The organism is Pseudarthrobacter raffinosi, from assembly GCF_023913835.1.
GTDB lineage: Bacteria > Actinomycetota > Actinomycetes > Actinomycetales > Micrococcaceae > Arthrobacter > Arthrobacter raffinosi.
In genome coordinates this window covers 14,363-38,354 of the sequence record NZ_JAMXBG010000018.1, presented here as the reverse complement: position 1 = coordinate 38,354, position 23,992 = coordinate 14,363, and the positions used below count along the sequence as shown (strand labels likewise).

General features: G+C 65.3%; 20 protein-coding genes and 1 pseudogene. 3 read left to right on the top strand and 18 right to left on the bottom strand.

Features of this window, described 5'->3' with window-relative positions:
• Window positions 1-55: 55 nt before the first annotated feature.
• From NG697_RS16215 to NG697_RS16200, 4 genes are all read right to left on the bottom strand, one after another.
• Window positions 56-952 (bottom strand): carbohydrate ABC transporter permease, encoded by an 897-nt coding sequence (locus NG697_RS16215; RefSeq protein ID WP_252614665.1) that lies wholly within the window; start codon window positions 950-952, stop codon window positions 56-58.
• A gap of 2 nt (window positions 953-954) precedes the next feature.
• Window positions 955-1,911, bottom strand: coding sequence for a carbohydrate ABC transporter permease (locus tag NG697_RS16210; protein WP_252611029.1), 957 nt, complete (start codon window positions 1,909-1,911; stop codon window positions 955-957).
• Between the two features lie 27 nt (window positions 1,912-1,938).
• A complete protein-coding gene (locus NG697_RS16205; protein ID WP_252614664.1) occupies window positions 1,939-3,270 on the bottom strand; it encodes an extracellular solute-binding protein in 1,332 nt (443 codons plus the stop codon).
• 184 nt (window positions 3,271-3,454) lie between these two features.
• Window positions 3,455-4,456, bottom strand: a complete 1,002-nt coding sequence (locus tag NG697_RS16200; protein ID WP_252614663.1) for a LacI family DNA-binding transcriptional regulator — start codon at window positions 4,454-4,456, stop codon at window positions 3,455-3,457.
• 177 nt (window positions 4,457-4,633) lie between these two features.
• On the opposite strand from NG697_RS16200, the gene NG697_RS16195 reads away from it, so the two are divergent.
• On the top strand, window positions 4,634-5,890 hold the full coding sequence (locus NG697_RS16195; protein WP_252614662.1) for a D-arabinono-1,4-lactone oxidase: 1,257 nt from the start codon (window positions 4,634-4,636) through the stop codon (window positions 5,888-5,890).
• Window positions 5,891-6,153: 263 nt separating this feature from the next.
• Here the strand turns inward: NG697_RS16195 and NG697_RS16190 are convergent.
• The 5 genes and pseudogenes from NG697_RS16190 to NG697_RS16170 form a co-directional block, all read right to left on the bottom strand.
• A pseudogene (locus tag NG697_RS16190) lies at window positions 6,154-7,166 on the bottom strand (agmatine deiminase family protein).
• Window positions 7,163-8,152 (bottom strand): nitrilase-related carbon-nitrogen hydrolase, encoded by a 990-nt coding sequence (locus NG697_RS16185; RefSeq protein WP_256473038.1) that lies wholly within the window; start codon window positions 8,150-8,152, stop codon window positions 7,163-7,165. Before NG697_RS16185 ends, NG697_RS16190 begins: the two are co-directional and overlap by 4 nt.
• A gap of 99 nt (window positions 8,153-8,251) precedes the next feature.
• Window positions 8,252-8,863: a TetR/AcrR family transcriptional regulator gene (locus tag NG697_RS16180; protein WP_252600391.1), complete on the bottom strand. Its 612-nt coding sequence runs from the start codon at window positions 8,861-8,863 to the stop codon at window positions 8,252-8,254.
• Window positions 8,856-10,373, bottom strand: a complete 1,518-nt coding sequence (locus NG697_RS16175; protein ID WP_252614661.1) for a purine-cytosine permease family protein — start codon at window positions 10,371-10,373, stop codon at window positions 8,856-8,858. The genes NG697_RS16180 and NG697_RS16175 overlap by 8 nt, the downstream gene beginning before the upstream one ends.
• Window positions 10,374-10,590: 217 nt before the next feature.
• Window positions 10,591-11,121: an SDR family NAD(P)-dependent oxidoreductase gene (locus NG697_RS16170; RefSeq protein ID WP_308293100.1), complete on the bottom strand. Its 531-nt coding sequence runs from the start codon at window positions 11,119-11,121 to the stop codon at window positions 10,591-10,593.
• A gap of 102 nt (window positions 11,122-11,223) precedes the next feature.
• Between NG697_RS16170 and NG697_RS16165 the strand changes: the two genes are divergently transcribed.
• Window positions 11,224-12,135 (top strand): alpha/beta fold hydrolase, encoded by a 912-nt coding sequence (locus NG697_RS16165; protein WP_252614660.1) that lies wholly within the window; start codon window positions 11,224-11,226, stop codon window positions 12,133-12,135.
• 64 nt (window positions 12,136-12,199) lie between these two features.
• Here NG697_RS16165 and NG697_RS16160 read toward each other — a convergent pair whose 3' ends face one another.
• A complete protein-coding gene (locus NG697_RS16160; protein ID WP_252614659.1) occupies window positions 12,200-13,795 on the bottom strand; it encodes an alkaline phosphatase D family protein in 1,596 nt (531 codons plus the stop codon).
• A gap of 592 nt (window positions 13,796-14,387) precedes the next feature.
• Window positions 14,388-15,089 (bottom strand): GntR family transcriptional regulator, encoded by a 702-nt coding sequence (locus NG697_RS16155; RefSeq protein ID WP_252614658.1) that lies wholly within the window; start codon window positions 15,087-15,089, stop codon window positions 14,388-14,390.
• 48 nt (window positions 15,090-15,137) lie between these two features.
• On the opposite strand from NG697_RS16155, the gene lhgD reads away from it, so the two are divergent.
• Window positions 15,138-16,370, top strand: a complete 1,233-nt coding sequence (lhgD, locus tag NG697_RS16150) for an L-2-hydroxyglutarate dehydrogenase (RefSeq protein WP_252600380.1) — start codon at window positions 15,138-15,140, stop codon at window positions 16,368-16,370.
• Window positions 16,371-16,384: 14 nt separating this feature from the next.
• Here the strand turns inward: lhgD and NG697_RS16145 are convergent, their stop codons facing one another.
• Genes NG697_RS16145 through NG697_RS16115 form a run of 7 tightly spaced genes read right to left on the bottom strand, consistent with a single transcriptional unit; the run spans window position 16,385 to window position 23,988 of the window.
• Complete coding sequence (locus tag NG697_RS16145; protein WP_252600378.1) at window positions 16,385-17,545, bottom strand: acyl-CoA dehydrogenase family protein; 1,161 nt, start codon at window positions 17,543-17,545, stop codon at window positions 16,385-16,387.
• A gap of 4 nt (window positions 17,546-17,549) precedes the next feature.
• Complete coding sequence (locus NG697_RS16140) at window positions 17,550-18,764, bottom strand: CaiB/BaiF CoA transferase family protein (protein WP_256473036.1); 1,215 nt, start codon at window positions 18,762-18,764, stop codon at window positions 17,550-17,552.
• Between the two features lie 36 nt (window positions 18,765-18,800).
• A complete protein-coding gene (locus NG697_RS16135) occupies window positions 18,801-19,697 on the bottom strand; it encodes a fumarylacetoacetate hydrolase family protein (protein WP_252600376.1) in 897 nt (298 codons plus the stop codon).
• Window positions 19,698-19,713: 16 nt separating this feature from the next.
• Window positions 19,714-20,475, bottom strand: a complete 762-nt coding sequence (locus NG697_RS16130) for an SDR family oxidoreductase (protein ID WP_308216185.1) — start codon at window positions 20,473-20,475, stop codon at window positions 19,714-19,716.
• Window positions 20,476-20,486: 11 nt separating this feature from the next.
• Window positions 20,487-21,392, bottom strand: coding sequence for a dihydrodipicolinate synthase family protein (locus tag NG697_RS16125; protein ID WP_252611053.1), 906 nt, complete (start codon window positions 21,390-21,392; stop codon window positions 20,487-20,489).
• On the bottom strand, window positions 21,389-23,476 hold the full coding sequence (locus NG697_RS16120; RefSeq protein ID WP_252614657.1) for a TRAP transporter permease: 2,088 nt from the start codon (window positions 23,474-23,476) through the stop codon (window positions 21,389-21,391). The genes NG697_RS16125 and NG697_RS16120 overlap by 4 nt, the downstream gene beginning before the upstream one ends.
• Entirely contained in the window at window positions 23,473-23,988 is a 516-nt protein-coding gene (locus tag NG697_RS16115; RefSeq protein ID WP_252611056.1) for a hypothetical protein, read from the bottom strand. The genes NG697_RS16120 and NG697_RS16115 overlap by 4 nt, the downstream gene beginning before the upstream one ends.
• Window positions 23,989-23,992 lie beyond the last annotated feature (4 nt).

The following is a 23,992-nucleotide window of genomic DNA, read 5'->3' as shown; positions in this document are numbered from 1 at the left end:
GTATCTCCTTGGTTGTAGAACAGGTCTTTTGGTGAGTGGTAAGTAAGGTGCCGGTTCAGGTTCCGGCGAGTCCCGTCGTCGCGACGCCCTTGATGATCTGGCGCTGGAAGAACAGGAAGACGAGGATCAGGGGCAGTGCCGCGAGGAGCGCGGAGGCCATGTTCTGCGCGTACTGGATGCCGTACGCGCTCTTGATGGTTTGCAGCCCCACCGGAAGGGTGAGGAGCGCGCCGTCGTTCGTGGCGATGAACGGCCACAGGAAGTTGTTCCAGGCACCGATGAACACAAAGATCGCGACGGCGGCCAGGATGGGCTGGGACAACGGCAGGATGATCTGGGTGAAGATCCGCAATCGGCTGGCACCGTCCATCACAGCGGCTTCTTCAAGTTCGCGGGGAATCTGGTCGAAGAACTTCTTGAGCACGAACACCATGGCCGGGTGGATGACCTGCGGCAGGATGATGGCCCACGAGGTATCGATCAGGTGCAGCGCCAGCATTTGGTAGAAGAGCGGGATGATGAGGACCGGCGGCGGGATGATGATGGAGGCAATGATCACCGTCATCAGCACCTTCTTGCCTTTGAAGTCGATCCGGGACAGGGCGTAGGCCACCAGCGCCGAGATCACCAGCGTGATCGCCGTGATGGCCGCCGAGGTGTAGAACGAGTTCCAGGTCCAGAGCGGGATGTTGCCGTCCTGGAACACCTTGACGAACGCTTCAGCAGTAAAGCCCGACGGCGGCATCCAGCTGACCTTCGGAGCTGCGGCATCCGTCTCGGTCTTGAAGGCGGTGGCCGTGGCCCAGGCGAACGGAATCATCCACAGCACGGCGATGAACGCCGCCACAACGAGCGCGGCAATCTTGCCTGCGGTCATCTTCTTGCGGGGTTTTCGGGCCTCTTGGCTGGTGTTGGTGCGGGGAGTGGGACGCGTGAGGGTAGGGATTGCCATGGTTATGCACTCCTGCGGCGGGTGATGACGAACTGCATGACCGAAACGAGCACGATCAGTCCGAAGAAAATGTAGGAGATGGCTGCGGAGTACCCCAGCCGGTAGCCGGTGAAGCCGGTTTCAAAGATGTACTGCACCACCGGGCGGGTTGATCCTCCGGGCCCGCCGGCGGTCATCTGGTACACCTGATCGAAGATCTTCATGGACGCGAGGATCTGGAGGAGCACGATCATCACCGTGGTGGGGGTCAGCTGCGGCAGGGTGATCGAGAAGAACTGCCGCCATGCTCCGGCGCCATCCAGGGACGCTGCTTCGTAGTGCTGTGCGGGGATGTTCTGCATCGCGGCCAGGTACAGCAGGAAATTGAACCCCACGGTCCACCACAGCGTGGCGATGACGATCGCCCACATGGCCACGTTGGGATCGTTGAGCCAGGCGACTTTGGGGAGGCCCATCTTGGAGAGGAAGTCATTGATCAGGCCAAGCTGCGGGTTGTACATCCAGGTGAAGAACAGCGAGACCACGGTGGAGGCCAGCAGGTACGGGGCGAAGTAGGAAAGCCGCCACAGCCACTGGGCAGGCAGCCCGACGTTCAGCAGGGCAGCCATCACCAGGGCCACGAGGACCAGCGGGACGGTGCTGATGACGGTGAAGTAGAACGTGTTTCCCAGGGAGCGCCACATATCGGCGTCGGCCAGTGCCTCGGCGTAGTTCGCGAAGCCGATCAGGCTGTCATTGGCGCCGGTCAGGGACTTGCCCGTGAGGCTCATGTAGATGCCATAGAGAATGGGCCACACCAGGAAGACCAGGAAGAAGACCAGGAACGGGGTGGCGAATGCCCAGCCGCTCAGGTTGCTCCTGGTACGGCTCTGCGAAGTGCGGCGCGTTGGTTGGGGTTGGGTCGCTGCGGCGATGTCCGGCTGGCCGGTACTGCGCCGGGACGCTAGTGAAGAACTCATGAAGGACTCCTTTGTCGCTCGGTGCGGTTAGACCGGGTTGGGCCTGGAAAGAAGGGTGTTGGTGCGGCGCTCAAAGGCGTCCCAACCTGCGGCTGCCTTGTCGCGGCCCAGGAGCACGTTCTGGACGTTCTCCGCAAAGTAGGTCTGCCAGTCCGAGCCGGAGCCGCTGAACCAGGCTTCGGGATCGTAGGCGATGATGTCCGCTGCGTTCGCGTAGTGGATCTGCGGCGTGAGGTCGCGGTATGCCTGCGACTGGACCACGGGCTGGTAGGCCGGAATGTGCCCGGCTTCTGCCCAGGAGAGTGATCCTTTGAGGACGTCGCTCACGAACTTGTAGACGTCCCGCCGTTTCGCGTCATCCACGTTCAGCTGCCGCGGCAGGACGAACGAGTGCGAGTCTGCGTAGGCTGCCGGCGTTCCGTACAGCGTGGGAATGGTGGCAGCGTCCACCGGAAGTCCGGCTTTCTTGAGCGTGGGCAATTCCCACACTCCGCTGAACAGCATTCCCGAGTCGCCGCGGGCGAACTCCGCGATGCCCGTGCTGATGTCGCCGGCCTTGGCAGCGATGGTGTCGTCAAAGAGCGATGCCATGAATTCCAAGGACTCAATCGCGGCGTCGCGGTCCACTTTCATCGGCTGGCCCGGGATCAGTTCCATATCCGCGCCATGCTGCTTGTAGAGCGTGTAGAACAAGCGCCACATCTGGGAGCCACTGCCGAGGTATCCGAAGGACAAACCATGGGCCTGGGTGACCTTCTGCATTTCCCTGGCCATGGCCATAAACTCCTGCGGAGAATTTACTTCCTGCAGTTGTCCGTTGCCGCCGAGGACGCCGGCTTTGCGGGCGATGTCCGTGTTGTAGAACATAACGAACGGGTGCGAATCCAGGGCGATGGAGAACACCTTGCCGTTCTGCTGGCTCTTCTCCCAGATGCGCGGCGCAAAGTTTTCCCCGGTGACGCCGTGCTCGGCCAGCAGGTCCATGTCCCACGGGTCAATGAGCCCGCCGGGGGCGTATCCTGGAACCCGGCTGGCATGCATGATCGCTACTTCCGGTGGCCGCCCGCCGGCCGATGCCATGGCCAGTTTGGTGTAGTACGGCGGGCCCCAGGCAAGGACTGTGGGGTGCACCTTGAAGCCGGGGCTGGCCTGGTTGGCGCTGTTGATCATGGCCTGCATCTTGATGCCGTCACCACCGGACAGCAGGTGCCAGAACCCGATGTCCCGCAGGTCAGAGGCTTTGGCGTTTCCGCCGCAGCCGGTCAGGCCGCCTGCTACCAGGACACTGCCTAAGGCTGCCGTTCCTGTCAATAACTGCCGTCGGGATAACTGCTTCCCGAAAAGTTCAAACTGCTTCACCCGTCACTCCTTTGGATGGGTCCGCTGAAAGGTCACTTCTTGTTGCTCAAAACTCCGGTTCCGGTGCGTCCCCGTTCCCGGGCCGATGCCTTCAGGGGGTGACGCACGCCTCACATTACATCGATGTAATGGACAGGGCAAGAGAAAATTGTTAGCGCACACAATCCGGTGGGCTGCTCTCGTTTCAGATGCGGGTGCTGTCCCGCTCCACGATGGTGTAGTCCACGGAAACCACGCGCTGCTCGTGGCCCCTGTCGGCCATCCGCTCCGTGAGCAGGCGGAGGGCTTCGCTGGCAATGGCACGCTTGTCGAAGGAGACCGTGGTCAGTGACGGAACCGCGTAGCGGCCGTCGGCGATGTCATCAAAGCCCGCCACCGCGATGTCCTCCGGGATGCGCAGGCCCCTCTTCCACAGCACGCTCAGGGCGCCGATGGCCATGGAATCCGTGAAGCAGAACAGCGCCTCGGGAAGGGGGTGGGAGTCGAGGTAGGCGGTGAGCGCATCGGCAGCAGTCTGCGGCGTCCACTTTTCGCAGGGAATCAGCAGTGACTCGTCGCGTTCGATGCCGAGGATCTCCAACGCCTCCTCATAGCCCTGGGTTCGCTGTATGGCCGCAGCCGATCCCCTGCCCTGGGTGGTTCCCAAAACGGCGATCCGTCGGCGCCCGGACTGCGCCAGGGCGAGCGTCATGTCGCGGGCGGCAGCGAAGCTATCCACGAAGACGCGGTCGGCGAGCCTTTGCGTGACCTCGCCGAGCAGGACCACGGGCGGAAGGGCAACGCCCACCTGGACGGCGCTCTCGTCCAGCACCACAGGGTTGAGGATCAGCCCGTCGATCAGGTTGGAGCGGGCACGCACCATGAGTTCGTGCTCGCGCTGGGGATCGGAGCCGGTTTCCTCGATCTGCACGATCCAGCCCTGCTCGTGCGCCACTTCCACAATGTGGTGGGCAATTTCTGCGGAGTACGGCGTGCCCAGATCAGGCAGGGCCAGCGCAATCACGCCGGACCTCCCGTTGCGCAATCCGCGGGCGGAGAGGTTGGGCACATAATCCAGCTCGACGATGGCCTGCTCCACCTTGGTCCTGGTGGCGCCACTGACTGGAATGATGCCGTTCATGACGTTCGAGACAGTCTTGGGTGAAACGCCGGCACGACGCGCGACATCCTTGACCGTTGCGCGCACTGCTCCCCTTTCTAAGCCTCTTAGGCCAAAGCCGGCAGGCAGTAAATGCCGCTGCGGATGACCTGCTGACGATGTTACCGCCCTCCTCGGCGGGAGGCGGCCGAAGCGTCTTGACAGGGAAATTGTTAGCGCTCACAGTTGGTGGAGCGAAACTTACTTCACCCGAAAGCCGAGCACATGAAGAACTGGGCAGGAAATCTCAACTACTCATCAGCGGACGTCGTGCGCCCGGAGTCGGTGGCTGAGCTCGCCCAGGTGGTGGCGCGCTCCAGCCGGGTCAAGGCCTTGGGGTCGCGACACTCCTTCAACCGCATCGGGGACACAGACGGCGTGCACGTGCTGCTGGATGCACTGCCACAGCACATCGAACTGGACGCGGAACAGCAGAGCGTCCGCGTCAGCGGCGGAGTGAGCTACGGCGCCCTTTGCCGTACGCTGCAGCAGGCCGGCCTGGCCATCCACAATCTGGCGTCGCTGCCCCACATTTCGGTGGCCGGGGCAGTCCAGACGGCCACCCATGGATCCGGTTTGAACAACCCCTCCCTGGCCGGAGCGGTGGAGGCCATTGATCTGGTCCGGCCCTCCGGCGAGCAGGTCTCGCTGTCCCGCGCGGACGGCGAGGAGTTCCTGGGCAGCGTAGTGGGCCTGGGCGCCCTGGGCATCGTCACCGGCCTCCAGCTTGCCGTCCGGCCGAGCTTCAGCATGCGCCAGCGTGTTTTGGAAAACCTGCCGTGGGAACGGGCGCTGGCGGATTTCACGCAGCTGGTGTCCAGCGCCTACAGCGTGAGTCTTTTCACCGATTACGCGGGCGATAGCATCAGCCAGGTCTGGCTCAAGGCGCTGGACTCGGAGCCTCCCATCGGTGAATTGTTCGGCGCCACGGCAGCCACCGGCCCGCGGCACCCGTTGCCGGGGATGTCGGCCGAGAACTGCACAGTCCAGATGGATAAGCCCGGGCCATGGCTGGACCGGCTGCCGCACTTCCGCCACGAGTTCACACCCAGCAAGGGTGAGGAACTGCAAAGCGAATTCATCCTGCCGCTGGAACAGGCACCAGCTGCGATCCAGGCCGTCCGGAGCCTGGCGGACAAGCTTGCACCCCTGCTGTTTGTCTCCGAAATCCGGACCGGCGCCGCGGACGAATTCTGGCTCAGCCCCTTCTACCGGCAGCAGAGCGTTGCGCTGCACTTCACCTGGAAGCCGCTGCAGCCGCAGGTGGAAGCCGTACTTCCGGAGCTCGAGGACCTGCTTCGGCCCTTCGTGGCCAGGCCGCACTGGGGCAAGCTTTTCACGCCCGACGGTCACGACTGGGACTCCCTCTACCCCCGCTTAACGGATTTCCGCTCGCTGGCATCGGCGCACGATCCGGAGGGAAAATTCCGCAACGGGCTGCTGGACAGCATCCTCGGCGTCCCGGCGGTGAGCTCACGCTAAGCAGCACACACCACCAGTCCTCAAACGGACGACGGCGGGACACCCCGCCGTCGTCCGTTTGCGTTGGGTACGGCTCCCCTACAGCGCCGACCAGCCGCCGTCGGAGGCGAGGATGGTGCCGTTGACGTTGGTGCCGTCGTCGCTGAAAGTGGGCAGGATCGTCCAACGGCTCAGGCGAGACTACCGGTGGTATTGCCGTGGAAAGCCCCTGCTGTGGGCGGCGGGCACGTCGCCCACAGCAGGGGTCTTCATGGCTGCCGCGGTCAGACGGCCGGCTGATGCTGGGTGATGCAATGGATGCCGCCGCCCCGGGCGAAGATGGCGCGGGCATCGACCGTCACCACTTCCCGGCCCGGATACGCCTGCTCCAGGATCCGGCTGGCTCCCGCGTCCGCGGGGTCGTCGAAACTGCAGGCGATGACGCCTCCGTTCACCACCAGATGGTTGATGTAGCTGTAGTCGACCCAGTCGAGCTCGTCGCGCAGCGTGTCCGGGGCCGGTACCTCCACGATGTCCCAGACACGGCCCTGCGCGTCCCGGCGAGCATCGCGATGATATCGGCGGTGATCTGGAAGTCCGGGTGTGATGGGTTGCGCTGGGAGTGGACCAGCAGCACACCGGGCGACGGGATAGCGGCCACGATGTCCACGTGTCCGCGGGTTCCGAGTTCCTGCGAATCACGGGTCAGCCCACGTGGCAGCCAGATGACATGCGTGGCGCCGATGGTGCGGGCCAGCTCGGCTTCGACGTCAGCCTTGGTCAGGTGCGGGTTCCGGAACTTATCCAGCTGCACCGTCTCGGTGACCAGCACGGTGCCCAGACCGTCCACCTGGATCCCGCCGCCTTCATTGACCAGCGGGCTGTCCAGCAGCTCCGCACCGGCCTCCCTCACCACTTCCGCACCGACCCCGGAATCCTTGCCCCAGCTGGCCCATTCCTGCTGCCCCCAGCCGTTGAAGACCCAGTCCACCCCGCCCAGCCGGCCGTCGTCGCCGGTCACGAATGTGGGCCCGATGTCCCGCATCCAGGCATCGTCAAGGGGCGCTTCCACCAGGTCAATGCCAGCCGAAAGATAAGTCCGCGCGGCAGTCATGTCCGGCGGGTCCACGACCATGGTGACAGGCTCGAAATCCGCCACAGCATGCGCCACCGCTGCCCACGCCGTGCGGGCCTCATGGGTTTCCTCCGCGGTGTGCCCTATCGAGGATCGCTCCGGCGGAAATGCCATCCAGACCCTTTCCTGGGGTGCCGTTTCGCTCGGCATCATCCAGGTCATGGCTGGGCCGCGGTCTGCTGTGCGGATACCGCCCCGTACGGACGGTCGAAATCGACGTCCCGGGTGAGCTCGGCATAGGTGTCGGGGCGGCGCGTGGTCAGGAACGGGAACAGGTCCAGCCAGTCCTTGCGCTGGTCCAGGTCAAGGTCGGCCACCAGGACGGCTTCCCGGTCCCGCGGCGCTTGGACCAGGACGCGGCCGTAGGGATCGGAAATGAATGAGGAACCGTAGAAGTTGATGTCGCCTTCGTCGCCCGTCCGGTTGGGGACCACCATGAACCTGCCGTTCGTGATGCCGTGGCCTGTGATCACGTGCTGCCACAGCGGCTGGTGGTCGAACTCCGGGAAGGTCGGCTCCGAGCCGATAGCCGTGGGGTAGACCAGGATTTCCGCGCCGGCCAGCGAATACAGCCGGGCGACCTCCGGGAACCATTCGTCCCAGCAGGTGGGGAGTCCGACGGCGGCCCCGTCCAGTTCCGCGGGGCGGTGCACGGGGTAGGCGTCGACGGCCGGCCCGGCACGGAAGTACGTGTCCTCGTAGTAGCCGGCGCTGACGGGAATGTGGGTCTTGCGCGTGCGTGCCAGCAGCTCCCCCTGGGGCGAGACGAGGATGGCGGTGTTGAAGCCCAGCCCGTCGTTTCCGTCTGAGCGCTCGTAGAGCGAGGCGTGGACGGTGACGCAGTGCTTCCGGGCCGCGTTGGCGGCGAACTCGAAGGTGGGGCCGCTGAGCAGGTCCTCGGCATTCCGGGCGGGGTTACTGCCGGCCCGGACGTTGGCAGGATATTTGGACAGCGTAAGTTCCGGCAGGAACACGGCCCTGGCTCCGGCGTCGGCGGCTTTGCCGATGGCCCCGGTCAGCACCGACCTGAGCTCGGCGGCGTTTTCGCGCCAGCGGTGCTGGACCAGGGCCACTCGGAGCGGCCGGCGGGTGCTTTCCTGGCTCCGGGCGAAAGAGGCGGGCGGTTCGGTGTTGGCGATGATGTCCAAGGCGGTGTTTCCTAACGGGACCCTAGGGGTCCTTGCATAATCGCGGGATTCCGCTGGAATCGCGTCGTTTGATAAGTGGTTGAGAGTTGGGTCGGTGGTTCATTTGCCCAGACCCTGTCCGGAAGGTTCCTGCAGGGTCGTCGGGCGTGCTGTGGTGAGTGAGTCGATGGCCGTCGTCAACAGGGAACGCGCGTGGTCTGTGGTGATGAAACCGTTGAGCCAGCGGCCGGAGATCCCTTCCACCAAACTGGTGAGGATCTCCGCAGTGACTGCGGCCTCGTCCTCGCTGGTGCCTTCGCTGGCGGCCACGATGGCCTGGGCGATCTCGCGGTTCCATTCCGCCGTTGTCCGGGAAAGCGGTTCCGCCAGCTCCTGTTCGAAGATGGAGCACGCCCGGAGCTCGTTCCAGGCCACCGAATTCCGGCGGACATCAGCGTCGTCCTTGATTTCGTCAAGGAGCAGGTGCCTGAAGTGCCGGGCGCGGTCTTCCGCGTCAGGGGAGGAGGGGGCGGCGTCGTCCTTGCTGACCTGCTTGTTGATGTGTTCAAGCGTTGCGGCAAGCAGGCCGGCCCGGTCGGTGAAGTGGTAGTACAGGAGGCCCGGCGAAACACCGGCTTCTGCAGCCACATCGTTGACCCGCATTCCCCGGACGCCGTTCCTGGCGATGCAGGTGGTGGCGGCGGTGAGGATCTTGGCTAGTTTGTCAGTCATGGTTTGACAGTAATACGTGCTCACCCCGCTCCGGTCCGGCCTCGGCCAGGGAGGCAGGCGGTTCGGGCCAGAGCCGGAGCGCCGCGAGATAGCCGACGGCTCCGATGACTGTGGAGCCAAGGAAGCTGAGGTCGATTCCTCCGGCGAGCTGCGAGAGCGGACCGGCGTAGAGGGATGTGTCCGTGGCCAGCAGACCGAATGCTGATCCGATGGCCCAGGGGATCACGGCCCGGAGGTTCCAGCCGTTGCTGAACCAGTACCGTCCGCGAGGTCCGTTGGCGCGAAAGAGCTGGAGGTCTGCGGCGTGGTATGTGCCGCGGCGGGCGACCAGGAAGCCCAGGACGTTGATGGCCACCCAGGGGCCGGCGAATCCGTTGAGCACCAGGGTCATGGCGGTGATGGAGTCCACCGCGTTGAACACGAAGACACCAAGGTAGAGGAGTCCGACGGCGATCACCGACGTGATGAGCGTGGTGTGGATGCGGCGCAGGCGCGGGAAGAGTGCTTCGAGGTCCAGGCCGCTGGCGTAGAGGTTGAGCACGCCCTGGCCTAGCCCGCCGGCCAACGCGATGATGAGGATTGGGAGCAGGTACCAGGCCGGCGCGGACCGCACCAGGTCTGCGACATAGGAGCCGCCGAGTTCCGGGATGGCCGAGGCTGTGAAGGCGCCGAAGAGGGCAGTGACAAACAGGCCCAGGAACACACCAAGGCAGGTGGCGCCGACCACGGACCGGTCCGAGTGGAGTTTCCCGGAGATGCGCTGGCTGTAGTCGCCCAGCGTGGGCGCGTAGGACAGTGGGCCTCCGACGGAAATGACGGCGGACAAAATCCAGGTGGGCCAGAAATCGCCCAGAAGGTAGTCGGCGTGCACGGTGGTGGGGCTGAACGTTGGAGCGAAAGCAACGACGCCGATGAGCAGCAGAATGCCGACCACTGGGGCGACAAATTTCTGCATCGCCACCACGGTGCCGTGGCCAAAAAGCGCAACCAATACGATTTCCACGGAGATCACGGCGTAGCCGATGGCCAGCGTGGTGCCGTCAACGGACACGCCCAGCAGCCGCTCGGCGGCGGCAACCAGCGCGTCGCCCGAAGTCCAGACCGCGATGGCGGCGTACGCAAGGGCGAACAACAGGGTCAGGGCGGAACCGATCAACCTCCCGCGGGTGCCGAAGTGTGCGGCGCTGGAAACGGTGTTGTTGGTGCCGGTCCGTGGCCCCAGGAGGGCCATCGGGGCGATCAGGGCTGTACCAACGAGGAGACCGGTGAGGCTGGCCGTGGCGGCGCCGACGAAGTCCAGGCCGAAGGTGATGGGAAGCCAGCCGAAAACGATGACCGAGAAGGCGAAGTTGCCGCCGAAGAACACGGTGAACAGGTTCCGGGGGCGGGAGGTGCGTTGTTCGTCGGGGATGAACTCAATGCCGGCCGACTCAATGCGGCCGAAGCGGTCCTTGTGCGCGGATGCGGCACCGACGGAATCCGCGTCTTTGCGGAAGCGCGTGCTGATCATGGCAAGCCTTCGTGAGCTACATCACGTTGATGTATCGCATCAACCATAAGGCCTGACTGAATTTTCAGTCAATAGCTGATCCACAACACGCATCTCCGCCACCATGCAGCACCGGACGGGTCGGAGCGGCCGGCGTCCGGCTGAACTGTGGTGGGGCCTTGCGGTGGTGGGTGATGGACGACGGCGGGACCTCCCGCCGTCGTCCATTTCCGTTTTGTCAGGCGTCGCTTAACGCGAGGTTGCTGGAGAGTTCGCGGTGCGCGTCGGCCTGGAGCTGGAGGGCCTTTCCTCGGGTCTCGAAGACGCCCACGGCGTCGGCTCCGGCGGCGAACCGCAGCGGGGGTTCGTCCAGTTCGGCCAGCTGGATCAGCGCTTCGGCGAGCTTGGCCGGGTCCCCGCCCTGGAGGCCGTTCATGCCCTTCCACGCGGTGACCGTCTGCGCGGTGCGTTCGGCGTAGTCCCCGATGGTGGATTCCGCGTAGCTGGTGGATTCCGGGGTGAGCAGCTCGGCGCGGAAGAACCCCGGCTCCACGATCATGGAGCGGATGCCGAACGGTGCGACCTCGAGTGCCAGGGATTCCGCCCAGCCTTCCACGCCGAACTTCGACGCGGCGTAGGCGGACAGGAACTCGCCGCCTGCGAGGCCGGCGGTGGAGGAGATGGTGACCACCAGGCCGGAGCGCTGGGCGCGCAGGACCGGCAGGGCAGCGCGGGTGACGTTCATGGGACCGAACATGGTGGTTTCGATCTGTTCCGTTTAATGCCAAACCCAGCAGCTGTAGCCTGTACGTCCGGTCCGGTGACGCCACGGCTCCGAATCCCTAGTAGAGATCAGCAACGGAAGGCGGGCATGAGCGTTCGGCAGGAATCCGCGACGTGGGTGGCTACGCTGCGGCGGCACACAATTCCAACAGAGCTGGGCCCGTGCACTGTGCGAGTCCAACAGGGCATCGGAAGCGGGGCTCCGGCGTCCGGCACACCGGAGGTGTACCTGCACGGCACCGCGGGATCCTGGGCCACCTTCCGGCCGCTGCTTTCCGAAGCATCGCACCACGATCGTGTCCTGATTGACCTGCCGGGCTGGGGCGAATCCACTAAGGGAGCCCGGCTGGAACACTTCGGCATCGAGACGATGACACGCGCAGTCACCGATGTACTGAACTTGCTCAACTACCCGCGATGGAACCTCGTGGGCCACTCCATGGGAGGCTTCCTGGCTTTGCATATTGCCGCGACGTGGCCGGAGCGGACCGCCAGCGTGGCTGCCATTTCGCCCACAACATTCGGCGTGTCTGAGGCCGCCCGCGAGCCACTGCGCAGCCTGTCCCGGTTCCCGGCGTTTGTCGGCATGATGCTGCTCATGCGCTCACTGGCGGCCCTAGGTCCAGCAGGGCTGGCAATGGTCCGCGCAGTCGGTGCCACACCCGTGATGGGACCGTTGATGTCACCGTTCTTCGCAGATCCCCCAGGCATGTCAGCTGGGGTGATCCGCGGGCTCGGCCATAACGCCCGTCCGGCCAGCTTCTCCGCGGCTGCCCGGGCAGTGGCGCACTACGACTTTAACCAGTGGCGCGGCATCCGCTGCCCCGTGCTGGCAACCCGCGGGGAAACTGATGTATTCACGTCTCCCTCCGACCTGGACCGGCTGGCCGCCACAGTGCCGCAAGTCCAGACTGTGACGATCCAGCATTGCGGGCACTTCGCCCACGTCGAGCAGCCGGAACAGGTGCAACGACTTCTCGAGGACATGTGGTCACTGTGACCGGGCAGCGTGGCCAAGCGGACGACGGCGGGACGTCAGCTGCGGGCGCAGGTTGAACTAGCCGCTATGAAACCTGCACTGCGCCCGGCTTGCCGTCTTCGACCTCGAACACCGCATGCGTGTACTGCCCTGCGGTCCGGGTCCCCACTCCGGTGGCCATGCGAAGCTCCGTGCGCCAGCGCTCGGGAGTGACCTGGCAACGGACGTAGCCCCGCCGGTCGCCATCGAAGAATTTGATGTGCGGGTTAAACCCGATCATGGGCCCGTAGTAGGGCCCGTAAACCGGCACGTCGCCGTTCGTGCTGATGGAGGTCCCGACGAATTCGGTGGCCACCACCGGGGAGTCCGGCTTGTCGAAGTCGAGGTGGACGTCGTTGACGAAGGTGGAGTGCCAGTCGCCCGTGATGAACACGGCGTTGCTCACCGCTGGCTCGGCGATCACATCCAGCAGCCTCTTGCGGGCCGCCGGAAAACCGTCCCAGGCGTCGTGCCACAGCAGCTCACCCGCGGCGCCGTCGTGGTCGAGGCGGGAGACCATGACATTGTTCCCCAGGATGTTCCACCGCACCTCTGAGTCACGCAGTCCGGCGTAAAGCCACTGCTCCTGCTCTGAGCCGAGCATGCTGATTGACGGGTCGTAAGCGGCTTCGCATGCCTGGGCTTCGCCCCAGCCGCACGGCGGGGCGTCGCGGTACTGGCGTCCATCCAGAACGTCCAGCTGGGCGAGGCGGCCATAGCGCAGCCGCCGGTAAAGCTGCATTTCCGTACCGCGGGGCAGCGACCGTGCCCGCAAGGGCTGGTGCTCGTAGTACGCCATGTAGGCCGCGGCCCGCACTGCGGTGAAGGCCTGGGTCTGCCCCTCCCAGCCTCCGGCATAGTCATTCTTAACCTCGTGATCGTCCCAGGAAACGACGAACGGGAACCGGGCGTGCGCCGCCTGCAGGTCGGGATCGGACTTGTAGAGAGCGTAGCGGGCCCGCCACTGCTCAAGCGTCTGCGGGGCCGGCTGGGCAGCCGCCGGGACAGGTGTGCGACGCAGCCCGCCGCCTGCGGCGATCTCGTACTCGTAAACGTAATCGCCCAGATGCACCACAAAGTCGAGGTCCTCTGCGGCCATATGGCGGTAAGACGGAAAGAAGCCATCCTCCCACTTCTGGCAGGAGGAGAAAGCAAAATCGAGCTGCCGTACATCCGCCCCGGGGGCCGGCAAGGTTTTGGTCCGGCCCACGGGGGACAAGTGGTTACGGAACTTGAACTCGTAGAAGTACTCGCTGTCCGGTGCCAGGCCCTCGACCTCCACGTGGACCGAATGCCCCAGCTGCGCCGGGGCGTGCGCGCTCCCGCGCTGGACAACATCGCGCATCCCGGCGTCACTGGCCAAACGCCACTCCACCACCGCATGGCCCGGCGGCATGCCGCCGTTCGGGTCGAACGGTTTCGGGGCCAGGCGGGTCCACAGCACCACGCCGGAAGGCGTGGGGTCACCGGATGCGATACCCAGCGTGAAGGGATCGTCCTTGGCCCGCGCCGGCGCCGACGCAGCGTCCGCCCTGGTAGCCGGGGCGGCCGCCAGCGCGGCGGCAGCGGAGACACCGGCCACCCCCGCGAGGAAGAGGCGGCGGTCGATCAGATGCGAGTTACCGGGCAGTAGGAGAGGCATGGAGCCAGCATGGCCGCGGACCGTGAACAGGAAGGCAGCCTCCGGGAACCGCCAGGGAACCCGCCGGCTAACAAGCCATGAACCGGGAGAAGCATGCGTCCCCTCGTCCGGCCCGGTGACGCCGCGGCTCCGATCCCTGATAGAGATCAGCAACGGACGGCGGGCATGCGCGTTCGGCAGGAATCCGCAACGTGGGCGGCTACGCTGCGGCGGCACACAATACCAAGAGCTGGGCCCGTGCACTGTGCATATCCAACAGGGCTTCGGACGTGGGTCTCCAACGTCCGGTACGCCGGGCTTCCTGGCTTTGCATATTGCCGCGACGCGGCCGGAGCGGACCGCCAGCGCCGGCACTGATCCGCGCAAGCTGTGCGGCCACTTCGCCAACTTCGAGCAGCCGGAACAGGTGCGTCGTCTGCTCCAGGGCCTAAGGTCACTGGGACAGGACAACAGGGCCGAGCGGGTCCTCGTGGAACCGAGTCACCAAGCGCCCGATATGTGTTGCATGTTGCATGCAACAGGGGTAATTTATACGGATGCAGATTATTCGAGGTGCCGATTCCAGATCTCCGCCGCTCGTTTACCAGGCGAGTCAAGCCCAGCTGAGAAGTGAGTCAACGTCGCCCGTGAGAATGCCGCGTTCGTGGGCTTCGCGCAGGATAAGCAGCCGGGCCGTATTGAGTATGTGGCGCCGCATGTCCTGTCCGGCTTTCTCGGCCTTCCCGGCCACGAAAGCCTCGTAGACGTCCCGATGGTCCTCAAAAGCTTCCCGGGAAGAACGCGATTTGGGGACGGTTTCCACCCCAGTGAGCAGGACGACGTTACGCAAGTCCTCCAGTATTTTCACCACCCGGTGATTGCCGGAGGTAGTTAGCAGCGCCAGGTGGAAGTCGCGGTCGGCCCGCAAAGTAGCAGCAGGACCGCCGCTCTCGGCAATTTTCTGAAAGGTGTTGAACGCCTCTGTGACCCTTTGGACATCGGCGTCCGTGCGGACTGCGGTAGCTTGCCGGGTCACGGGCACCTCGAGCATCAGTCGGACCTGGAATCCCTCGATCAGGTCTTCCAACGTTGTTGACCGGACACGGATCCCTCTATTGCGCTCGACTACTACAAGGCCGGCCTTCGCCAGTTGCTGCACTGCCTCCCGGACCGGCGTTCGCGACACACCCAGCCATTCGCCCAGCTGGGTCGCGGAGTAAAGCTCCCCCGGCTTCAACTCGCCGCCCAATATCGCAGTTCGGAGTCTTGTGATGGCCTGATCTGTCAGATTGACTGCACGTTCAAGGTTGTCCACGAGCACATTCTCGCACGGACAACTTTCCACCCAATGATAAGGATCGACATGCCCACGGAACCATTGCGCTGCGCCGTCGTCGGCGGTGGCATTATCGGTGTCGCCGTTGCACGGGAGCTGACAAACCGACTGGAAGGAGCCTCGGTCACTGTCTACGAGAAGGAGGAGAAACTCGCCTCTCACCAGACGGGCCACAACTCCGGAGTGGTGCACGCCGGCCTTTACTATGAACCCGGCGGCCTGAAGGCCACGCTGTGCCGCCGCGGAGTCCATCTGCTGAAGGAATACTGCGCCGCCAAGAAGCTGCCCTACGATCAGTGCGGCAAGCTCGTCATCGCCCAGACGGCCGAGGAAAGCCGGCGGCTTGACGCTATCTTTGTCCGGGCACAAGCCAACCTGGTACCGGGGGCCAGGATGCTCAGCGGCGCCGAGATCAGGGACGTGGAGCCTAATGCTGTCGGGATCTCGGCACTGCACTCGCCTGAGACGGCCATCGTCGACTATGCCGCCATCACCAACGCCTTTGCCGGCGACGTCCGTGAGGCAGGCGGACAGATCAGGCTGGGTCAGGAAGTCCGCTCTCTTGAACAGCAGGGGCAGGGCGTCGTGGTTCACACCAGGGACGGAGGTGAACACTACGACCTTGTGGTGGCCTGCACCGGGCTCCAATCCGACCGGCTGGCCGCGTCGATGGGGGAACCCTCCACCCCGCGCATCGTGCCGTTCTTCGGACAATACTTTCTTCTCGGTTCAGAGGCCCGCAGCCAGGTAAAGGGCCTAATCTATCCGGTTCCTGATCCACAGCATCCCTTTCTTGGAGTGCACCTCACCAAGCGCATCGACGGCGAAATGATGCTGGGCCCCAACGCCTTCATCTCGTTCGGACGGGAGTCCTACTCCTGGAAGGACGTCAATGTGCGCGACGTCCTGGACTATGCGCTGTTCCCTGCTTTCTGGAACTTCGCCCGCAAGAACCTGCCCTCGGCTGCGCGTGAGTTCCAGACCGTCGTCAGCAAGCGCAAATTCATCGCCGAGGCAACGCGTTTCGTCCCTTCGCTCGAGGGTGCGTCCATCGTTCCCGGCACGCGGGGTGTACGTGCCCAGGCGATGAACGCTGACGGGTCCCTCGTGGATGACTTTGTGATTGCCCGCCGCCAGGACACAGTCCTTGTACGCAACGCCCCCTCACCCGGCGCCACCTCCTCCCTGGCCATCGCCGAATACATCGTCAACCAAGCGCTCGAAGGGCGCGCCGTCCCCGGGCGGGCCGGCGCCCAGTAACCGGAAGCGCCTCCTCAGCGGAAGGCCGGAATCCCGGTGATGTGGTTGCCCAATATCAGCGTGTGCACCTCGTCCGTTCCCTCATAGGTGCGCACGCTCTCGAGGTTGTTGGCGTGGCGCAGCGGGGAATAGTCCAGGGTGATGCCGTTGCCGCCAAGCATGGCCCGGGCATCGCGGCAGATCTTGATCGCTTCGCGGCAGTTGTTCAGCTTGCCCACGGAGATTTGGTGCGGCTGGAGGACTCCGGCGTCCTTCAGCCGGCCCAACTGCAAAGCCAGGAGCGTGCCCTTGTTGATCTCCAATGCCATGTTGACGAGTTTCTCCTGGGTCAGCTGGTAACCGGCTAACGGCTTGCCGAACTGCATGCGCTGCTGCGAGTAGTCCCGTGCCGTGAGGTAGCTGTCACGTGCCGCCCCCATGGCGCCCCAGATGATGCCGTAGCGGGCCTCATTGAGGCACTCAAACGGGCCGCGGAGGCCCTTGGCCTTGGGCAGCATGGCACTCGCCGGCAACCGGATGTCCGTCAGTTCGATATCGCACTGAATGGACGCACGCATGGACAGTTTCTGCTGGATGGGGGTGGCCTTGAACCCGGGGGTGTCGGTGGGGACGACGAAACCGCGGACGCCGTCGTCCGTCATGGCCCAGATGATGGCCACCTGCGCCACCGAGGCCAGCCCGATCCAGCGTTTGGTGCCGTTGAGGATCCAGTCGTCGCCGTCGCGTTTTGCGAAGGTCAGCATGTTCCCGGGGTCGGACCCGGCGGAGGGCTCGGTGAGGCCGAAGCAGCCGATGGCGGTTCCAGCGGCCATGCGCGGAAGCCACTCGTGCTTCTGCTCTTCCGATCCGTGCTTGGCTATGGCGCTCATGGCCAGTGAACCCTGGACGCTGACAAAGGTCCGCAGCCCGGAGTCGCCGGCCTCCAGCTCCAGGGCGGCCAGGCCATACTCCACCGAGGTCCGGCCGGGGCACCCGTAGCCCTTGATGTGCATGCCGAGCAGGCCGAGTTCAGCCATCTGCGGGACTATCTCCAGCGGGAACTCCGCGTGCTCGTACCAGTCAGCAATATTCGGTTTGATGACCGAGTCCACGAATCCGCGGACCTTCTCCCGCACGGTGACTTCCTCCGGCGTGAGCAGCGTGTCGATGCCGATGAGGTCTGAAGTGTCAGTCATGGTTCTACTTTCCGGTGGGATGGGTTTGGGGGGCTGCCCGGTGGGTCCGCGCCGGGAACGTCGCTCCGCTGTGTTCGCCGAGCAGCGGCGGCAGCCGCCGGTACGTGGCGGGGGTTTCCGAGAGCTGGATGGGGTTGGCTACCTGTCGGGAGGTTCGGGGGCTGGACTCGTCCGCAATCTCCACTACGGGCTCCAGCCCCAGATCGGCGGCCAGCTGGATCGCTTCGACGATAGAGTTGACCTTGCCGGCGGGTACGCCCGCTTCACTGAGCAGGCCCGACCACTCCACTGCCGGCTTTTTTTGAAGCTGCGCCTCAAGCAGCGCCTTCAGCGCGTCCCGGTGGGCCACCCTGTCCACGTTCCCGCGGAACCTGCTGTCGTCCGACAGTTCGGGAATGCCCAACACCCGTGCCAGGGCGGCAAATTGCTTGTTCGTTCCCACCGCCAAGGCGAGGGGCCCGTCCGCGGTGCGCAGCGTCTCGTACGGCGCGATGCTGGGATGAGCGTTGCCCATTCGCTGCGGGGATTCGCCCGTAGCCAGGGTGCTGGAGGCCTGGTTGACGAGCCCGGCAAGGAGCGAGGACAACAGGTTGACGTTGATCAGCTGTCCCCTGCCGGTCTGGTCACGGCTCCGCAGAGCGGCAAGGATGCCTACCACCGCGTTTTGGCCGGTCACCACGTCCACCAGCGCCACCCCCACCTTGCTGGGTTCCGACTCCGGGGATCCGGTGACGCTCATGAGTCCGCCCACGGCCTGGACCAGAAGGTCATATCCAGGCAGGTGCGCCCCGCCCTTGCTTCCGAATCCGGTGATGGAGCAGTAGACCAGGTCCGGGCGCTCCACCCGCAGGGTTTCATAGTCCAGTCCGAAGCGCCGCATGACGCCCGGCCGGAAGTTCTCAACGACGACGTCGGCGGCCAACGCTATGTCCCGCGCCTGCGCGAGCCCTTCCTCGGTGCGCAGGTCGCACACGACCGAGCGCTTGTTCCGGTTGACGCTGGAGAAGTATGTCCCCGCGCCGTGTTCGTCCACGGGGGGCACCCAGGCCCTGGTGTCGTCGCCGCCCGGGCTCTCCACCTTGATCACATCGGCGCCGAAATCAGCGAGCATCATGGTTGCAAAGGGCCCGGCGAGGACCCGGGAGAAATCCGCCACCTTGATTCCGTCCAAGGGTGCGGCGGCGGGAGGGCCGTGAGGGAAAGATGGGGTGCTGCTCAACGAGCGTCAGCCTCCTTCGGTTGTGGTTCGGCAAGCTCAGTTGGAGGCGGTCACGGGATTGCTGAGGGTTCCGAGGCCCGTCACGCGGCATTCAGCGAGGTCCCCCGGCTCGATGTGCACTGCTCCGGGTGTTCCCGTGGAGATGATGTCACCGGGGAAGAGCGGCATGACCTTGCTGTGGAAACTGATCAGGTAGGCCGGGTCGTAGCGCATGTGCGACACCGTATTGCTGCGGCGCACCTCCCCGTTGACCACGGTGGACACCGTGACCTCGGCCAGGGAGCCGGCGGCCTCTTCCACCTCGGCGAGGGGCACGATCCGGGGGCCGAAGGAGAAGAATCCCGGAAAGTTCTTGGAGCGGGTGAGGAACCGCGGATTGCGTTGCAGGATGTCCTCCGCGGTCTGGTCCAGGACCGGTACGACGCCGGCGAGATAGGACAGGGCATCCTCCGGCTCGACATTGCGGCAGTATCGACCGATCACGACGGCGATCTCCGCCTCGGTGGTGGTGCGCTGGCTCTGCTCCGGGATCGGGATGTTCTCGTCCGGGCCGATGACCGTATGGTCACCCTTGATAAACGAGGCAGGCTCGTCGGGCACGGCCTCGGTGAGGTCGGAGGCGTGCTCGACGTAGTTCAGGCCGATTCCCCACAGCATGCGGGGGCGGCGGTACGGGGCGCCGTAGGTGAGGTGCTCCGGATCGCGGAAGACGGCGTCCTCGGCGTTGGCTGCGGCCGTTTCCAGGTCCCCGAGCAGGCCTCCGGTCAGGACATCGAGGATGTCGCCGGTAAAGCCCGGGAGCAGGTCGCGGACCAGCGCGGCTCCGCGCCGCGGGTGGACGACGGCCGCCTCTTCGCGGGCCTGCCCGGGGGCGGCCGCATCGGGGGTGTGTTCGTCGCGGATGGCGCATAGATGAAGGACGCGGGAAGTCATGGAATGGTTCTTTCGGTTAGTAGGAACGGACCAGTCCGCCGTCGCAGCGGATCTGTTCCCCGGTCACGTAGGAGGCAGGCCCGCTCGCGAGGAAGGCCACGACGGCGGCAAATTCTTCGGGCTTGCCGTACCGGCCGGCAGGGATCGAAGCTTCCGAGTCCGCCCTCGTCTCCTCCGGCGAGCGGCCGGTGCGTTTGGCCGCCGCTGCATCCAGTGAGCCGACGCGGTCGGTGTCGATGCGGCCGGGAAGCACCATGTTGACGGTCACGCCGTCCCTGGCGACCTCCGCCGCCAGGGTCTTCAGGTAGCCGGCGAGCCCCGCCCGCCCGATGTTGGACAACGCGAGGTTGGGCAGCGGCTGCTGCACGCCGCTGGAGCCCACTGCCACCACGCGCCCCCACCCACGGACCCGCATGCCCGGAAGCACGAGGGCAGTGAGCCGGATGTGCTGCAGCAGCAGCTGGTGCACGGCGCCAAGGGACTGTTCAACGGAGACGTCCGCGGCGCCGCCGGGCGGCGGTCCGCCGCTATTAAGAATGAGCACATCGATCGCGCCAAAGGCCTCCTCCGCCGCTTCCACCAAGGCCGGCGGGGCGCCGTCGTCCATGAGGTCAATGCCGACGCCGACGGCGGAACCCAGGCGCGCAGCTTCCGCCCGCACCAGGTCCTCGCGCCGCGCCGCCAGCACCACGTTGGCGCCTTCCTCGGCCAACGCCCGGGCAATGGCGAGGCCTATCCCCGAACTTGCGCCCGGAACCAGGACGTTCTTTCCCTTCAAACCGGTCTCCATCAGGCCATCACCACCCGAACGGCTTCGAGGTGGGCATCGATGAGGTCCGCCAGCGCCGGCGGCAGTTTCGGAGCGGGCGGCCTCACGATGGATTCAGCGATGATGCCGCGGCGGCGCAGCACCTCCTTGCGCAGGGCCAGCCCTACGCCGGGCTGGGCCTCAAAGTTCACCAAGGGCAGCCACGGAGCGAAAGCCTCGCGCGCGGCGCGGAATCCGCCGTCGGCCCATGCGCTCAGGGCGGCCTGAAGTCCTTCGGGATGCGAGAATCCGGTCATGGCACCGGCCGCGCCGGCGGCCAGCTCATCCAGCAGCCCCACTCCCCCGAGTCCGCCGTATACGGGCACGGACGTGGCACCCGTCAGCCTCGCGATGGCGGAGGCCGTCGGCGGCGCCTCCGACTTGATGGCTACGATGAACGGGCACTGCGCGAGGACCTCGAGGATCTGCGCCGCGCTGATATTTACCCCGGATGCCACGGGGTAGTCCTGCAGCACGATTCCCGCGCCCGTGGCGCGGTGCACGGCGGTCAGGTGGGCCGCGAGCACCTCTGGATCGGAGCTGTTGGCCTGCACCATAAGTGCCGCAAGGTTGCTGCCCGCCGCCTTAACCGCGGTACGGGCTTGCCCCAGCGCCACTGCCGTTGACCGGGCTGAGAGGCCCACCACCAGAGGCGCGCCCTTCCCCTCCTCGGCAACGGTGCGCACAATCAGGGCTTGCTCCTGGGCATCGAGGGATGCTCCCTCGCCGAAGACGCCAAGCACCACCATCCCGGTAGCCGGCAGCGCGGTGTAAAGCTGCACTTCGCGGCGCAGGGAGTCGGTGTCCACGGCAAAATCCGTTCCGCTGAACGGTGTGGCCAGAACTCCCCAGAGGCCGGGGGCAAGGTGCGGAATCGGTGTCGTCATAGTGATGCGTCGTCCTTTCGGTCAAGGGCCATGTCTGTGCGGTGTCTGCGAAGCCCAATGATGTGTACCAGGACGCCCACGGCAATGATGGCTGCCCCGATGCCGATGTAGAGCGGCTCCATGACCAGCATCGGCAGTGACCCGACGCCCAGCAGGACCCGTTCGGGCCAGCGGGCCGGGCCGAAGAGCCAGGCCCCGGTTGCCACGGCAAGGGAGGCCACCGCCAGCAGTGAGACGGTGAATGCCAGTGCAATCGATCCTGGACTGCCCTGCAGCAGCAGCCCGACGCCGTCGTCGGACAGGACAAAGATGAACGGGACCAGGAACGCCGACAGTGTGTACCGCCAGGTCAGCCACATCGTCTTGATCGGTCTGCCGCCGGTGATGGCCGACGCCGCGAACGGGGACAGCGCGGTGGGCGGTGACACCTCGCTGAGGACCGAGTAGTAGAAGATAAACATCGCAGCCGCGAAAGCGGGAACGCCGACATCCTGCAGGGCGGGTCCGATAATCACCCACGAGATGATGAAGCTTGCCGTTACCGGCACCGCAAGTCCCAGGAGGGTGACGGAGATGGCAGAGAAGATGGCGGTCAGGAGCAGGCTGCCGCCGGCAAAGTCCACGATGATGTTCGCGAGCTTCAGGCCCAGGCCGGTGAGGGTCATGATTCCCACGATGAGGCCGGCGGCCGCCATGACCGGGATCACGGACAGGGCGCCCATGGCGCCCGTGGCGAGCGCGTCCCAGATCCGCTTGGGCGTCAGCCAGGATTGGCGATCCAGGAAACTGAGCACGAATGCGAGCGCGGTGGCGAACACCACGGCCCGGAACGGGGTCATGCCCATGGCCATGAACACCACGATCGCAAGGAGGGAGCTGAAGTGGTATCCGAACCGCAGCAGCAGTTTGCCGGCCGGCTTGACGTCCAGCTCCACCGCCTTGGTCTTGAACCGCCGAGCGTCCATTTCGATGGCGAGGATGATGCCGAAGTAGTAGAGGACCGTGGGAATGGTGGCCCAGATGAGCACCTGCAGGTACGAGACTCCAAGCAACGCGGCGATGATGAAGGCTGCGGCGCCGAGCGTGGGCGGGGACATGATGGCGCCGATACCGGCAGCGGCCAGGATGGCGCCGCCGTGTTCCTTCGGGTAGCCGGCCTTGCGCAGCAGCGGCCAGGAGATGCCGCCCAGGGTTACGGTGGTAGCGACGCCGGAACCCGACACGGTGCCCAGCAGGAAACCCGCGAGGGTCACGGTCCGGCCGGGACCCGACTTTGACTGTCCGAAGGCAGAGAAAGAGAGGTCGATGAAGAATTTGGTGGCGCCCGAGGCGCCCAGGACGGCGCCGTAGATGGTGAAAAGAATGATGTACGACGCCGCAACGTCGGTGGGAACCCCGAACAGGCCTTGCGTCCCCATGACGTTGTGGCCAACAAGTCGGATCCAGTTGAAGGAGGACGTGTTGAAGGGGGCAGGGACGAACGAACCGAACGCCGCATACGCGAAAAAGCCGACCACGACCAGCGGAACGAGGATGCCCACCGTCCGGCGGGATGCCTCCAGGGTGACCAGGATGGCGATCACGCCCATGATCAGATCAAGGTAGGTCGGCGTGATCGCGCGGCGGAAGAAGCTGTCCCAGTCCGAGATGATGTACGCGAACGGAACGACCGCGATTGCGGCAAGCAGCCAGTCAAGTATGTGGGGGTTGTCAGAACGTCCGGACGCCTTGGCGGCAGCCGAGCGGCCCCACCCGCGGTAGACCAGGAACGTCATGGGCAGCCCGACCATCAGGAACGCGGGCAGGTAGAACTGGGTGGGCATGGGATTGAAGACCCAATAGAGCGCAAACAAGGACAATGCCACGCCGATGGCCTTCACCGCGATGCCGGGTTTCCCGTTCAGGTGGCGGGCAGGCTTTTCAGCCTCAAACTCCGCGATCAGCGCCTCTTCATCGATCACCGCTTCCTTGTCCCTGGGGTCGGCGGTGACACCGTCATCCGCGTTCCTCCGTCCGGTGCGCCCCGGGGGCTCAGGCGACGTGCGTGCCTGAACGGCGCCGTTGCCGTTGGGGTTCTCGGTCATGGGGTCTCCTTGAGGGATAGCACAACGAACGGGTCGCTGTCTTCGACTAACTTCCATAGTTCAAGCGGCGGAGCGCCCGGAACGTACACGGTGCGGAGGCCCAGATCAGTTGCTGCCAGCGACAGCCGGCCAAACTCCGCAGGGTGCCCCGGATCTGGGTCCGCCACCCACTCCCTGCGGTCGCCTTCCCCGGCCGCGGACGGCGGCCCGGGGACGGCGTAGTACTCTTCGAGCACCGCCAGCTGATCGGCGGCCAGCTGCACCAGGCGGTAGCTGCCGTCCTCCTGGACGGTGTACCGCTCTTCAGCGACGGTGCCGTAGATGGAGTTGCGGTAGCTCACTGCGAACGTGTCCCCGGCAAGGGGAATGCTGGCCAGCACGCCGCCGTCGTTGCTGATCACGACGGCGCGGGGACGGTGGGATTCCATCGGCGCGCCGGCCACGGCAATCCCGCCTGCTCCCAGCATGCCGAGGCAAACGAGACCGACGACGGCGGCGGCTGGCTTACGCATGGGG